The sequence below is a fragment of the Microbacterium sp. Soil_N32 genome (genome assembly GCF_057655505.1).
Genome location: NZ_JBDGME010000019.1, coordinates 790,497 through 803,735 on the forward strand (window position 1 = coordinate 790,497; position 13,239 = coordinate 803,735).

Below are 13,239 nucleotides of genomic sequence, written 5' to 3' on the forward strand. Positions count from 1 at the left end.
TGCGGGTCTTGCAAGATCTGCAATGGGGCCAGATTCACGAAGAAGTTACGTGGAGCCCTCCGCTCGATCCCCCACTGTACCACCCCGCACATCGACGGCGAGCAGAAGCGCGTCCCACGGAGTGTCGGTCACCTGCGCCGCGAGATCCAGCGCCTCCTGGCGACTGCCGGGACCGTCGGCGAGCACGAGCACGCTCGGACCGGCGCCCGAGACCACGGCCGCGTACCCGGCTGCCCGGAGAGCCTGCACGAGCCGTTGCGTCTCGGGCATGGCCTCGGCGCGGTAGTCCTGGTGCAGCCGGTCCGCCGTGGCATCGAGCAGCAGCTCGGGACTCTGCGTCAAGGCTGCGATCAGCAGCGCCGAGCGCGAGACGTTGAAGATGGCGTCGGCGGTCGACACCTGCGGCGGCTGGAGCGATCGCGCCTGCGACGTCGACATCGTGTACGCGGGGACGAGCACGAGCGGTGAGACGCCGCGATGCACGAGCAGCTTCTTGTGCTGCGCCCCGCGCTCGCCCATCCAGGCGATGGTGAGGCCGCCGAACAGCGCCGGAGCGACGTTGTCGGGATGCCCTTCGATCTCGGTGGCGAGGCGGAGCAGGTCGTCGTCGCCGATCTCGACGTCGCCCGCCAGCAGGCCCTTCGCGATGAGCACGCCCGCCACGACAGCCGCCCCGGACGAGCCGAGTCCGCGACCGTGCGGTACGCCGTTCTCGGCGGCGATGCGAAGACCGGGCATGGGGCGACCGGCATCCGCGTAGACGTGCGCGACCGTGCGGACGATGAGGTTCGAGGCATCACGCGGGATGTCCTCGGCGCCCGAGCCCGACACCTCGATCTCGAGCTCGCCGGGGGGCAGCTCGGTGACCACGAGGGCGTCGTAGACGCTGAGCGCGAGTCCGAGGGTGTCGAAGCCGGGTCCGAGGTTGGCGCTGGTCGCGGGGACGACCACTTCGATGGTGCGGCCCAGGCCCACCGTCACTCGCCTTCCACGCGCAGCACCGACACCACGCGCTCCACGACGGAGCTGGCAGCGAGCGCGTCCACGGCGGCGCTCAGCGCGCGGTCGGCGGCCCGGTGGGTGCCGATGATGAGTCGCGCGGTCGGCTCCTCCTCGCCCTCGACGGTCTGGACGATCGTCGCGACCGACACGTCGCCGTCGCTCAGAATGCCGGCGACCGTGGCGAGCACGCCCGGCGCATCGGCCACCTCGAGCGTGATCTGATAGCGCGTCGTGACGAAACCGATCGGAACGACCGGGAGGTTGGCCCGGGTGGACTCGCCCACGCCCACACCACCGGCGATGTGGCGACGGGCAGCCGAGACGACGTCGCCGAGCACGGCGGATGCGGTCTGCACGCCCCCGGCACCCGCGCCGTAGAACATCAGCGAACCGGCAGCCTCTGCCTCGACGAACACGGCGTTGTTGGCGCCGTGCACGGACGCCAGCGGGTGCGACTGCGGCACGAGGGCCGGGTACACGCGCACCGAGATCGACTCGGTCCCCTCGACGATCACGCGCTCGCAGACGGCGAGGAGCTTGATGACGAGGCCTGCCGCGCGAGCCTCCTCGATCATCGAGGCGGTCACCGAGGTGATGCCCTCCCGGTGCACCGCGTCGAGCGGTACCGCGGTGTGGAAGGCGAGGCTGGCGAGGATGGCCGCCTTCTGCGCGGCGTCGTATCCCTCGACGTCGGCCGTGGGGTCGGCCTCGGCGTACCCGAGACGCTGGGCATCCGCGAGCACGTCGGCGAAATCGGCGCCCTCGGTCTCCATGCGGTCGAGGATGTAGTTCGTCGTGCCGTTGACGATGCCCATGATGCGTACGATGCGGTCACCGGCGAGCGAGTCGCGCAACGGCCGGATGATCGGGATGGCGCCGGCGGCGGCGGCTTCGTAGTGCACCGAGGCGCCGACACGATCGGCCGCCTCGAAGAGTTCGGGCCCGTGGGTGGCCAGCAGCGCCTTGTTCGCCGTGACGACGTCGGCGCCGGCGCCGATGGCCTGCAGGATGGTGGTGCGCGCCGGCTCGATGCCGCCGATCAGCTCGATGACGATGTCGGCGCCGAGCACCAGCGACTCGGCATCGGTCGTGAAGAGCTCGCGCGGCAGATCCACGTCGCGGGGGGCGTCGAGGTCGCGCACGGCGATGCCCGCGAGCTCCAGCTCCGCACCCGCGCGATCGGCGAGCTCGTCACCGTGCCGCAGCAGCAGATCGGCCACCTGGGAGCCGACTGCTCCGGCGCCGAGCAGCGCCACTCGAAGTCGTCGGTAATCAGCCATGGTCACTCCTTCGGGGGTGGGTCATTTGTCTCCCTCGGGGGCCGGGGCCCCGTCGATGCCCGCGTCGCGGGCCAGCAGGTCGTCGATCGTCTCGCCGCGCACGATGACGCGCGAACGGCCACCACTCACCGCGACCACCGGTGGACGGGGGACGTGGTTGTAGTTGCTCGCGAGCGAGACGCAATAGGCGCCGGTCACGGGCACCGCGAGCAGATCGCCGGGGGTGAGATCGGCGGGGAGGTATTCGTGGTCGACGACGATGTCGCCGGATTCGCAGTGCTTGCCGACGACACGACTGAGGCGCGGCTCGCCGTCGCCGACGCGCGACGCGAGACGGGCGGAGTACTGCGCGCCGTAGAGCGCCGGGCGGGCGTTGTCGCTCATCCCGCCGTCGACGCTGATGTACCGGCGGGTGGCGCCGTCGTCGACCGTGACCTCCTTGGTCGTCCCGACCTCGTAGAGCGTGACCCCCGCGGTGCCGATGATCGCGCGGCCGGGTTCGAAGGACAGGGCGGGAACCGGGATGCCGCGCGCGGCGCAGCCCGCGGCCACGGCGGACACGATCTCGGACGCCAGGGTGTCGATAGGAGTGGGGTGGTCGGCTCGCGTGTAGGCGATGCCGAATCCGCCGCCGAGGTTCAGCTGGGGCACCGGGCCGTGCTCGAGCAGGGTCGCGTGCAGCTCGAGCACGCGCTCGGCGGACTCGCGGAAGCCGGCGACGCCGAAGATCTGCGACCCGATGTGGCAGTGCAGACCGGCGAAGTCGAGACCGGGGATCTCGCGGATGCGTTCGACGGCGGCCTCGACCTCGACGAGCGGGAAGCCGAACTTCTGGTCTTCGTGTGCGGTCGCCAGGAAGTCGTGCGTCTCGGCGTGCACGCCGCTGACCACACGCACGAGCACGCGCTGCACCGCGCCGACACGCGCCGTGATCGCCGCCAGGCGCTCGATCTCGATGGCGCTGTCGACGATGACCGACCCCACGCCCACCTCGACCGCGCGTTCGAGCTCGGCGACCGACTTGTTGTTCCCATGGAAGCCGATCGCGCCCGGAGCCACGCCGGCCGCCAGCGCGACGGCCAGCTCTCCGCCGGTGCAGACGTCGACGCGCAGCCCCTCGTCGATGACCCAGCGGGCGACGGTCGTGCTGAGGAACGCCTTGCCGGCGTAGTACACCTGCGCGGTCGTGCCGTGCCGCGCCGCCGCCTCGTCGAAGGCCGCACGGAACGCGCGAGCGCGCGAGCGCGCCTCGTCCTCGTCGAGCACGAGAACGGGCGTGCCGTAGGTGCGCGCGAGGGTCGCGGCATCCACGCCGGCGAGAGTGAGCACGCCGTCGGCATCACGCGCGGCGCTCGCGGGCCACACGCCGGGTGCGAGATCGTTCGCATCGGCGGGCACGGTGAGCCACTCGGGCGCGAGCGAATGGGCAGCGGAAAGCACGGGACACCAATCGTGGAGCGGGGAGGGGGCGACGGGCGCCCTTCGAGACCTGCCCCGATTCTAGGGCACCGCACACACCCTCCTAGCCACGGTGACGGTGCTCTCGCAACCCCTGTTCCCGGCCGTCGGCGGGCTCATAGGGTGGGGCCGTGAGCACTCCGTCGAACCCCGAGCCAACGCACAGCACCGGCCCCTCGCATGACGCCGCGCCCACGGAAGGCCGGCCGTCGACGAACACCCCCGGGCCGATCCCCCGCGCGATCGCCGCGGTGATCCGATGGGCGCTGGTCCGCAAGCCGGTCCGGGCGTTCCTTCTCTACAGCGAGCGCCGCGGCGCCATGCTTGCCGACAGCGTGACCTATCGCGCGCTGTTCAGCGTCTTCGCCGGCGTGCTGCTCGGCTTCTCGGTCGCGGCGCTCTGGCTCGCGGGCAACCCGCAAGCGTGGGACGCGATCATCGACGCCGTGCAGTCGGTCGTACCGGGCCTGATCGGCGACGACGGCGTCATCGACCCGTCGCAGCTGCGCGAACCGGTGTCGCTGTCGCTCGCGGGCGCGATCTCGACGGTGGCCCTCATCGGCGCCGCACTCGGGGCCGTCGGATCCCTGCGCACGGCGGTTCGCGTGATCTCGGGCACGGCGCAGAGCGACATCCTGTTCATCTGGGTCATCCTGCGCAACCTCGCGCTGGCCATCGGCATCGGCGCCTCTTTCGTCGCGGCGGCCTTCCTGTCGATCGCCGGCCGCGTCGGCATCGGGTGGATCGCGGGCCTGGTCGGCCTCCCCGCGGACTCCCCCGTCGCCACGTGGGGTGTGCGGATCGTGTCGCTCGTGATCGTCTTCGCACTGAACACCGGCCTCCTCATCGCGGTGTTCCTGCTGTTGTCCGGTGTGAAACCGACGGCCCGATCGCTGTGGTCCGGCGCCCTGATCGGTGCGTTCGGTCTCCTCGTGCTGCAGGAGCTGTCGTCGCTCTTCGTCGGCGGCGCGACGAGCAATCCTCTGCTCGCGTCGTTCGCATCTCTTCTGGCGCTCCTGATCTGGCTGAACCTGTCGGCGCAGGTGATGCTGATCGCGTGCGCCTACATCGTCACCGGCGAGGAGGAGGTGCACGACCGCGTGCGCGCGCGCTACGGGGCGACCACGTTCCCCCAGCGACGGGTGCAGCGTGCCGAGATCGATGTGCAGATCGCGACGGAGGAGCTGCGCGAGGCGCAGAAGGCCGCCGCCGACGCCTGACGCCGGACGCCAGCCGGCCAGGGCTCACCGTCCGGCGCAGGTGCCCTTCTCGAGCAGCGTCGCGTCGGTGGCGATCGCTCCGTCGACGTCGAGGTCGATGACCGCGCTGGTGCCTTCGATCTCGAGCCCGGTCAGCGTCAGCCCTGCGGGCAGCTGATCGGCGATGCAGATGCGCTGCGGTTCGGTCAGCACGGATCCGATGGCCCCCAGGTTGGACCCGACGTCGGAGGCGTCGATTTCGATGCCTCCGATGCTCGCCGACACGGGGGTCAGTTCGAGGTCTCCGTCGACCGCCCCCGGCGTGAGGGTGAGCGACACGGGCACGGAGGCCCCGAGCACGCTGATCGATCCGGACACGGTGGCGTTCGGCGCATCGAGCGCGACGGTCTCGATCGGCAGATCGGTCGACGCGAGCAGGGCGGTGAACTGGTCCTGATCGATGCGGATGGTGCCCTCGGCGCCGCGCAGGTCTCCCCCGCGCAGCGGCACTCCCGTCGCCGTCACGTCGGCCGCCCCGGTGATGCCTTCGAGCGTCACCCGATCGGTCGACAGGTGGAGACGGTCGAGCGAACCCCCGATCAACTGCGGGAGCAGGATCCCGTCGGCCTCCACGTCGAGCTGTTGATCGGCGGGCAGATCGAGCTGCTCGATCACGAGGGAGCGCACCACGCCCGGAAGCACGGCGCGGGCCACGAACTCGGCCGCGACGACGAGGGCGGCGAGCACGACCACGATCACGAGGAGCACCCAGGGCCACCGGCGATGCCGACGCGCCCGCGCCGGCGGACGCTCGTCGCCCGGCAGCACGAGCGTGGGATGCTCGGCATCCGGTTCCGGGTACGGCAGCGTGCGGTTGTCGTCGCTCATGGAACCATGATGCCGCAGGCCTCGGTGTCGACCGTCGTCACATGCGTTCCGGGGCAGACACCCCGAGCAGATCGAGCCCGTTGCGGAACACCTGTCCAGCGGCGTCGTTCAGCCACAGACGCGTGCGGTGCACGCTCTCGATCGGGTCGTCGCCCTGCGGGATCACGCGGCAGTTGTCGTACCAGCGGTGGTACAGGCCCGCGAGTTCCTCGAGGTAGCGGGCGACGCGGTGCGGCTCGCGCACCTCGGCGGCGAAGGCCACGATGCGCGGGAACTCCTGCAGCGCACCAAGCAGCGCCGCCTCGGACGCGTGGGTGAGAGTCTCGGGCGCGAACTCCGAGCGGTCGACGCCGGAGTCATGGGCGTTGCGGCTCACGTTGTGGGTGCGGGCGTGCGCGTACTGCACATAGAACACGGGGTTGTCGTTCGTGCGCTTCTGCAGCAGCTCGGGGTCGAGGTCGAGTGGCGAGTCGGCCGGCGAACGCTCGAGCGAGTAGCGCAGCGCGTCGGTGCCGAGCCAGTCGAGCAGGTCGTCCATCTCGATGATGTTGCCGGCGCGCTTGCTGAGGCGCGCTCCGTTGATCGACACCATCTGCCCGATGAGCACCTGGACGTTCTTCTCGGGGTCTTCGCCCGCGGCGCCGGCCACGGCCTTGAGGCGGTGCACGTAGCCGTGGTGGTCGGCACCGAGCAGATAGATCTTGTTCTGGAAGCCGCGGTCGCCCTTGTTCAGGTAGTAGGCGGCATCCGCGGCGAAATAGGTGTACTCGCCGTTCGAACGACGGATCACCCGGTCCTTGTCGTCGCCGAAGTCGGTCGTGCGCACCCACACGGCACCGTCCTGGTCGTAGACGTGGCCCTGTTCGCGCAGGCGCTCGACCGCCTGGTCGATGAGGCTCGACCCGGAGGCGTCCTTGGCGTGCAGCGTGCGCTCCGAGAACCACACGTCGAACGGCACGTTGAATCGGTCGAGCGAGTGCTTGATCTCGGCGAGCTGGTACTCGTAGCCGAGGTCGCGGGCCACGACGAGCTGCTCGGCGTCCGGAAGCGACAGGAGGTCGGGGCGGGCCTCGAGGATGCGGGCGGCGAGCGTCGCGATGTATTCGCCGGGGTATCCGCCTTCGGGCGTGGGCTCCCCCTTCGCCGCCGCGACCAGCGAACCCGCGAAGCGATCCATCTGCGCACCGGCGTCGTTGATGTAGTACTCGCGCACCGCGTGCGCGCCGCTGGCGAGAAGCAGACGAACGATCGCGTCGCCGAGCGCCGCCCAGCGGGTGTGGGCGATGTGCAGCGGGCCGGTGGGGTTCGCCGACACGAACTCGAGGTTCACGCTGACGCCCTGCTGCGACGTGTTCGTGCCGTACGCGGCGCCCGCATCGACGATCGTCTTCGCGAGCGCGCCCGCGGCCGCGGCGTCGAGGCGGATGTTGAGGAACCCTGGGCCGGCGACCTCGGCGCTCGCGATGCCCTCGACCGAGAGCAGACCGTCGGCGATCTGCTGGGCGAGCTCGCGCGGGTTCGCCCCGAGCGGCTTCGCCAGGCGCATCGCGATGTTCGATGCCCAGTCGCCGTGGTCGCGGTTGCGCGGGCGCTCGAGCACGATGTCGGATGCCGTGAGTCCGAGTGCCTCGCCCGGGCGTCGCTCGTCGGCGATCGGGGCGACGACGGACAGGAGCGCTGCGGCGAGGGTTTCAGGATTCATAGATGACCCAGTTTACGGCGCGGGGCGGCGCCGAATTCGCGAAACGGCCGACGTGACCTACCCTCATCCCATGACCGCCGTTCCCGCCCGCCGTCGTCTGCGCCGTGCCGGCATCGCCACCGCGCTCGCGCTCGCGGTCGTGGCCGGCGTGCTCGGGGTCTGGCGCCCCTGGTCTCCGCTGCCGTCGGCGGCGCCGGTGGGCGCCGCGGACGGCGCTCCCGCGGCGCTCGTAGCCCCGACGCCGCTCGCGTTGCCCGAGCATCCGACCGTCCTGGTCTTCGGCGACTCGTGGACCTATGGCTCAGCGGCCACCGTGCCGACGGAGGGCTACGCGTACGTGCTCGCCGATCTGCTCGGCGGCGAGACGATCGTCGACGGCGTGCGCGGCAGCGGATACCTCAAGCCCGGCATCGACGGCCCGACGTTCGGTGAGCGCATCGCAGCGCTCGACCCGTCGCTCGACCCCGACCTCGTCATCGTGCAGGGCTCGATCAACGACCGCGAGCAGGGCGAGGCGGGCTACCGGGAGGCGGTCACGGCCGCGTGGGATGCCCTGGCAGCGACATATCCGGAGGCGGCGATCGTGATCCTCGGACCGGCGCCGCACCAGCTGCCCGCCGCCGCCGGAACCGTCCGCATCGACCGCGATCTCGGCGAGCTCGCCGCCGCGCGCGGGTGGTGGTACATCTCCCCCCTCGCCGACGGATGGATCACCGAGCAGAACTACCTCGACGTCATCGATGTGGAGGTGGGGCGGCGGCATCCGTCCACCGACGGCCACCGGTACCTCGCCGAGAAGCTGGCCGCCGCGCTCGGTGAACTGGGCGACGCGCCGGTCACCGTCGCCGGCGGTTCGGAGACCACCCCCGAGCAGTGATATCGTCGTTCGGTACGCCTCCGTAGCTCAGTGGATAGAGCGCCGGTTTCCGGTACCGTAGGTCGCAGGTTCGACTCCTGTCGGGGGCACCACGTACGAGAAAAGCCGCCTGGTTTTAGGCGGCTTTTCTCGTTGGAAGCACATCTCGTTTACGGTTCGCCGTCCGCGGTGACCGACATCGGCGCAGAACCGGCTGGAAGGTCGGCGCCGCGACCGCTTCTAGGCATGCTGGCGCCGACCGTCGAGCCGGTGATGTAGTGAAGGTCACGCTCATCGTCGCCGCAGTGCTGCTGGTGCTGTTCTACGGCGTGCGCGTCGGGTGGCTATTCATGATGGCGGACGAGGGCGACACTCCCCCTGTCGTCCATCCCCATCCCGCAGGCGCCAAGGTCATCGGCCAGGACAAGGGCTGCGGCAGCGGCGGCTGCACGATGACATTCACCGTGCGCCCGCCGGCCAGTCAGACGCGGGAGGAACTCGCCGCGCAGATGGGTGCGACACCGCAGCTGGCGGTGTCCGGAAACGTTTGGGATCCGCGCACGGTGTCGGTGTTCGCGCGCCCGTCGGCGGGCACGCTGAAGCTGGTCACCGACTACTCGTCGAGCGAATGGGTGCCGTAGTCCGACTCCGACGAGATCGGTGTCACACAGGTCTGGGGGACACTGGCTGCTCCTTCGGAACAGGCAACCGGAGGCGGGACGCGGAGGACGTCGCGCAAAGCGACGCGCCGGTCGAGGAGCCGCTCTAGGGGCGGCCGACCTCGGGATCGATCATGATGCGCCGCAGCGTGCTCTGTCCGAGATCGCTCATCACCGGGTTTGACTGGCGGTAGTACCACCCCAGCCCCATGGCCTGTTGGAACGCCCATGCCGCACCCCGGAACCACTCGACGTCGCCGACCCCCAGCTCGCGTCTGAGCACCTCGCGCGCTTCCCCGTCGAGAAGATGCCAGGCGGCTACGAGGTCCAAGGCGGGGTCGGTCGGGCCGAATCCACCTCCGTCGAGGACCCCGACGAGTCGTTCCCTCTCGACGAGCAGATTGGCGGGAATGAGGTCGCCGTGCGTCATGCGGTCCGGGCCCGACGGTGGCAGTTCGCGGAAGACGCCCCATAGTTCCCGAAGGTCCTCAACCGGCAACAGTCCTTCGCTCTTTGCCAAGCACAGGGCGATCCAACCGTCGGAGTCTTGCAGATTGCCTCCTCGCCCGCGGCCGGCGAAGGTGCGGCCGTCAGTGGGGGCTTCTCTCAGAGATCGAAGGAGGGCGACCAGGTCGAGCGTGAACCGTGAGGAGCTCTGCAAGCCGGAGGGCGACGCGACGTCCCCGGGCACCCAGGTCTGCGCCGACCACGGGAGCGGGTAGTCCTCGCCCGGCGCGCCGAGGACCACCGGCTGAGGGGTGGGGAAGGGGCATACAGCCGACAGCTCTGCCATCGCGGCAGCCTCGGCTTGCAAAGCTCCATTCACCTGCGCCGGGTCTTCGCCGTTCAGCGGGAACCGCGCGGAGAGGTCGTCGCCGATGCGGAAGATCGCGTTGACGGTCCCGGCACCCGTCACTGAAGAGACGGTCAAGTGCTTCCACTGGGGGAACTACTCGTGGATCAGCCGCTGCGCAGTCTCTTCGCTGACATGCTGCTGCCCCTCGTGCATCGACACCTAAGCACCCCATGCCCGGAAGAACAGCGAGAACCACAGCACGAACAGCAGCAGCTGCCCTAACGTGCCGAGGATACCGATCACCATGGCCCACCGGGTGAGACCGCGACCCTGCTCGATGTTGCCTGGCGCGTCGAGCTGGCGCCGCGCGGACACCGACAGGATGACACCGGCCAGCGGGATGACGAGAGCAGCGATGAAGCCGACGAGCGCGAGCGTGTTCGTCTTCACGGTGGTCGGGGTGGTCACGCGTTCAGAATAGGACCATCGACCCGTTGGACGTGATGATGGCTCCGCTTACCACCGGGCCTCATGGCTTCGACCCTCGCCTACTCCTCGATGCCGGTATCGACCCGGCCGAGGCCATCGCGATTCGGCATGCGTCCGTGGCGTCGCACGAGAGTACGCGGCGAACGGGCACGGCAGCAACCGCGACCTCATCGGCCTCGATCCGTCTTCGTTCCGCTTCTCCGTGCTCCGGGTGCTCGACCCGGCGACACCGGAGACGGTCATCACCGCCGCCGAGAGCCACTACAAGCGTGCGCTCGACACGCGGGCGCACGGGCTGAACGCGAACTAGGAAGCGTCCATCCAGCCGGACGCGGCAACGACCTCTTAACTGCCTAATCGCCCTGCAGCGCGCGCGTGGCCATGTACTCTTCCGCGGCGGGTTCGAGCTTGAAGTCGAGCAGTTCAAGGGAGTGCGCCTTCAACACCTCGCGAACCTCAGTCGGTGTCGTCCGGAAGTACATTATTGCCTGATGCGCACGGCTCCTCATCACCCTCCTGCCGCGATATGGATGGTCGACGACATCCCGGCCCGGATGATGTTCGCGGGCCGGCGCTGGCGAGTCTCAGACACCCCCACGCGCCTGCGTGATTCGATCTGGTCCGCTCCGCATGAGCCGTATCGCGGTCTATACGGGTGGCGGTTCCAAGCCACGGACGATGACGGACATTCTCTTGTCTTCGACGTGTTCCGCGCCGAAGACGGGTGGCACGTACACAGGAGTTACGACTAGCCAGAGGCGGACGCTCAGCGTGCCGGGGTCCGCATCGGAAGTACCTGTCGCTCCCAAGACTGAGTCGCCACCTGTACCGCATCCCACGGCGATCCAAGGGGCGGAGTGTAGGAGAGGTCAAGGTCACTCATCTGCGCGACGGTCATCTCGTGATGCAGCGCGGCGGCGTAGGTGTCGACACGCTTGGCGATCTCTGCCGTGCGCTGGCCGACCATCTGTGCGCCGAGGAGGCGACCGTCTTCGTCGCCGGTAATCCGGATGTTGATGGGAGTTGCGCCCGGGTAGTACGCCTTGTGGTCGTCGGGCGTGGAGGTCACGGAGACTGGCGTGAAGCCGGCGGCGATAGCCTCATGGTCTCGCAGGCCGGTGCGTGCAGCGACCAGGTCGAAGATCTTGACGACCTGGGTGCCGAGACTGCCGGCGAAGCGGGCGTTGCCGCCGATGGCGTTCTCTCCGGCGACGCGGCCTTGCTTGTGGGCTGTGGTGCCGAGCGGGAGGTAGGTGGTTCCGAGGAGGCGGTGGTGGGTGACGACGCCGTCGCCGGCAGCCCAGACGTTCGGGAGTCCGGTGCGCATCTGTTCATCGACCGAGACGGCGCCACCGGGGCCGGTCGTGGCGCCGGCGGCGGTGAGGAGGCTGGTGTTGGGGCGCACGCCGACCACCACGAGCACGACGTCAGCCGTGCGAGTGAACGCCTCGCCGGCATGGGACCCTGCGACGGCGATTCCGCGGTCATTGCGACTGAGTGCTTCAACGCGCGTGTTGGTGATGACGTCGACGCCGTGGCGGGTGAGTTCGTCGTGGACGAGGGTGCCGAGTTCGGGGTCGACGGTGGAGAGGACTTCGGGGCCGCGCTGCAGTTGGGTGACGTGCAGGCCTCGGATCGTGAGGGCTTCGGCCATCTCGAGACCGACATAGCCGGCGCCGACGATGATGGCGGTCTCCGGCTGGTGGGTGTCGAGGTACTGCTCGAGTGCGAAGGTGTCGCCCATGGAGTGCAGCAGGTGGACACCATCGTCGGGTCCGAACTGGTCGAGCCCCGCGATGCCGGCGGTCGATGGTGACGCGCCCGTTCCGACCATCAGCTCGTCATACGCGATGGTCGATTCGGTGCCGTGTTCGTCGCGCACGTGGAGCAGGCGTCCAGCGACGTCGATGTCGGTGGCAAGGGTGTTCAGGCGGAGGTTCATGCCGGTGGCTTCGAGGTCGGCGTGCGTGCGGTGTGCAAGCGACTGCCAGGGCTGAACTTCTCGGGAGAAGTAGTACGGGATCCCGCAGATCGAGAAGTTCGGGAAGGCGTCGGCGACCACGACGGTGACGTCGACGGACGGGTCGAGCTCGCGGGCACGGAGGGCGGTCGAGATGCCGGCGTCGCTTCCGCCGATGGCTACGAGGTGCATGGTGGTGGACCTTTCAGGAGTGAGCGGGGATGACGACGTCGCCGGCGACCCGAGCGACTCGTGGGTAGAGGTAGGAGACCAGGGCGAGCCCGAGGGCGCCGCCGACGAGCTGGGCTCCGATGAAGGGCAGCACCGCAATGGGGGCAATGCCAGCAAAGGTGTCGGTGAACAGTCGGGCGATGGTGACCGCCGGATTGGCGAAAGAGGTGGAACTGGTGAACCAGTACGCAGCGCCGATGTACGCACCGACAGCGATGGCGATGACCGCAGGCGTGGTGGTCCGCGCGAGAGCGAAGATGAGGATGACGAGCCCTGCGGTGGCGACGACTTCCCCGACGAGGTGACCGGCGGTGGCTCGATTGTTCGAGGAGAACGCTGGCGCCACGTCGAACATGACGCTCGCGAGCAAGGTTCCCCCGATCCCACCGGTGATCTGCGCCGCGAGGTACGGAGCAACATCGCGAGGCGCGACGCCGTCGCCGTGGCGGCCGCCGAGCATGAAGTCGGCGAGCGTGACGACCGGGTTGAAGTGGGCCCCGGACACCGGGCCGAACATCAGGATGAACACTGCGAGCCCCAGCGTGGTGGCCAAGCTGTTCTCGAGGAGCTGCAGGCCCGTGTCGTCGGGAGAGAGGCGCTGGGCGGCAATGCCGGATCCGACGACCGTGGTGACGAGCAAACCGGTGCCCAGGAATTCGGCGAGCAGCCGGCGACTCAGGGCTGGGCGGGTGGGTGTGTTTTCGTTCATGGCTGGCCCA

The 13,239-nt window shown here is 69.5% G+C and carries 12 protein-coding genes and 1 tRNA gene; 4 read left to right on the plus strand and 9 right to left on the minus strand.

The features are described 5' to 3' along the window. Positions 1-45 precede the first annotated feature (45 nt). From thrB to lysA, 3 genes are read right to left on the minus strand one after another with little or no spacing between them, the layout of a single operon-like run. Complete coding sequence (gene thrB / locus AC3A3J_RS12015; RefSeq protein WP_487672492.1) at positions 46-981, minus strand: homoserine kinase; 936 nt, start codon at positions 979-981, stop codon at positions 46-48. Beyond that, entirely contained in the window at positions 978-2,282 is a 1,305-nt protein-coding gene (locus AC3A3J_RS12020; RefSeq protein ID WP_487672493.1) for a homoserine dehydrogenase, read from the minus strand. Before AC3A3J_RS12020 ends, thrB begins: the two co-directional genes overlap by 4 nt. Positions 2,283-2,303: 21 nt before the next feature. After that, positions 2,304-3,722, minus strand: coding sequence for a diaminopimelate decarboxylase (lysA, locus tag AC3A3J_RS12025; RefSeq protein ID WP_487672494.1), 1,419 nt, complete (start codon positions 3,720-3,722; stop codon positions 2,304-2,306). 149 nt (positions 3,723-3,871) lie between these two features. Between lysA and AC3A3J_RS12030 the strand changes: the two genes are divergently transcribed. Beyond that, positions 3,872-4,960: a YihY/virulence factor BrkB family protein gene (locus AC3A3J_RS12030; RefSeq protein ID WP_487672495.1), complete on the plus strand. Its 1,089-nt coding sequence runs from the start codon at positions 3,872-3,874 to the stop codon at positions 4,958-4,960. A gap of 24 nt (positions 4,961-4,984) precedes the next feature. Here AC3A3J_RS12030 and AC3A3J_RS12035 read toward each other — a convergent pair whose 3' ends face one another. Both AC3A3J_RS12035 and argS read right to left on the minus strand, forming a co-directional pair. Continuing rightward, positions 4,985-5,827 (minus strand): LmeA family phospholipid-binding protein, encoded by an 843-nt coding sequence (locus tag AC3A3J_RS12035; protein ID WP_487672496.1) that lies wholly within the window; start codon positions 5,825-5,827, stop codon positions 4,985-4,987. 37 nt (positions 5,828-5,864) lie between these two features. Beyond that, on the minus strand, positions 5,865-7,529 hold the full coding sequence (gene argS, locus AC3A3J_RS12040) for an arginine--tRNA ligase (protein ID WP_487672497.1): 1,665 nt from the start codon (positions 7,527-7,529) through the stop codon (positions 5,865-5,867). Positions 7,530-7,599: 70 nt separating this feature from the next. Between argS and AC3A3J_RS12045 the strand changes: the two genes are divergently transcribed. The 3 genes from AC3A3J_RS12045 to AC3A3J_RS12055 all read left to right on the plus strand — a co-directional run bounded on the left by AC3A3J_RS12045 (position 7,600) and on the right by AC3A3J_RS12055 (position 9,026). Beyond that, complete coding sequence (locus tag AC3A3J_RS12045) at positions 7,600-8,406, plus strand: SGNH/GDSL hydrolase family protein (protein WP_487672498.1); 807 nt, start codon at positions 7,600-7,602, stop codon at positions 8,404-8,406. 16 nt (positions 8,407-8,422) lie between these two features. After that, positions 8,423-8,498: transfer RNA gene (locus tag AC3A3J_RS12050), tRNA-Arg, on the plus strand. 165 nt (positions 8,499-8,663) lie between these two features. Beyond that, positions 8,664-9,026 (plus strand): hypothetical protein, encoded by a 363-nt coding sequence (locus AC3A3J_RS12055; RefSeq protein ID WP_487672499.1) that lies wholly within the window; start codon positions 8,664-8,666, stop codon positions 9,024-9,026. 124 nt (positions 9,027-9,150) lie between these two features. On the opposite strand, the gene AC3A3J_RS12060 is transcribed toward AC3A3J_RS12055, so the two are convergent. From AC3A3J_RS12060 to AC3A3J_RS12075, 4 genes are all read right to left on the minus strand, one after another. Beyond that, positions 9,151-9,960 carry an aminoglycoside phosphotransferase family protein gene (locus AC3A3J_RS12060; protein WP_487672500.1) on the minus strand — a complete coding sequence of 270 codons (810 nt, stop codon included), beginning with the start codon at positions 9,958-9,960 and terminating at the stop codon, positions 9,151-9,153. 99 nt (positions 9,961-10,059) lie between these two features. After that, the gene (locus AC3A3J_RS12065; RefSeq protein WP_487672501.1) at positions 10,060-10,308 is read right to left on the minus strand and encodes a DUF4190 domain-containing protein; all 249 of its coding nucleotides are present in this window, start codon (positions 10,306-10,308) and stop codon (positions 10,060-10,062) included. 787 nt (positions 10,309-11,095) lie between these two features. Beyond that, positions 11,096-12,481 (minus strand): FAD-dependent oxidoreductase, encoded by a 1,386-nt coding sequence (locus AC3A3J_RS12070; RefSeq protein WP_487672502.1) that lies wholly within the window; start codon positions 12,479-12,481, stop codon positions 11,096-11,098. A gap of 13 nt (positions 12,482-12,494) precedes the next feature. Further along, positions 12,495-13,229, minus strand: a complete 735-nt coding sequence (locus AC3A3J_RS12075) for an aquaporin (RefSeq protein ID WP_487673107.1) — start codon at positions 13,227-13,229, stop codon at positions 12,495-12,497. Between the last annotated feature and the right edge of the window lie 10 nt (positions 13,230-13,239).

Coding starts and splice junctions, on each gene's coding strand:
- AC3A3J_RS12070 (WP_487672502.1), bottom strand. CDS start 12,481: ATGCACCTCGTAGCCATCGGCGGAAGCGACGCCGGCATCTCGACCGCC.
- argS (WP_487672497.1), bottom strand. CDS start 7,529: ATGAATCCTGAAACCCTCGCCGCAGCGCTCCTGTCCGTCGTCGCCCCG.
- AC3A3J_RS12035 (WP_487672496.1), bottom strand. CDS start 5,827: ATGAGCGACGACAACCGCACGCTGCCGTACCCGGAACCGGATGCCGAG.
- AC3A3J_RS12045 (WP_487672498.1), top strand. CDS start 7,600: ATGACCGCCGTTCCCGCCCGCCGTCGTCTGCGCCGTGCCGGCATCGCC.
- AC3A3J_RS12020 (WP_487672493.1), bottom strand. CDS start 2,282: ATGGCTGATTACCGACGACTTCGAGTGGCGCTGCTCGGCGCCGGAGCA.
- AC3A3J_RS12075 (WP_487673107.1), bottom strand. CDS start 13,229: ATGAACGAAAACACACCCACCCGCCCAGCCCTGAGTCGCCGGCTGCTC.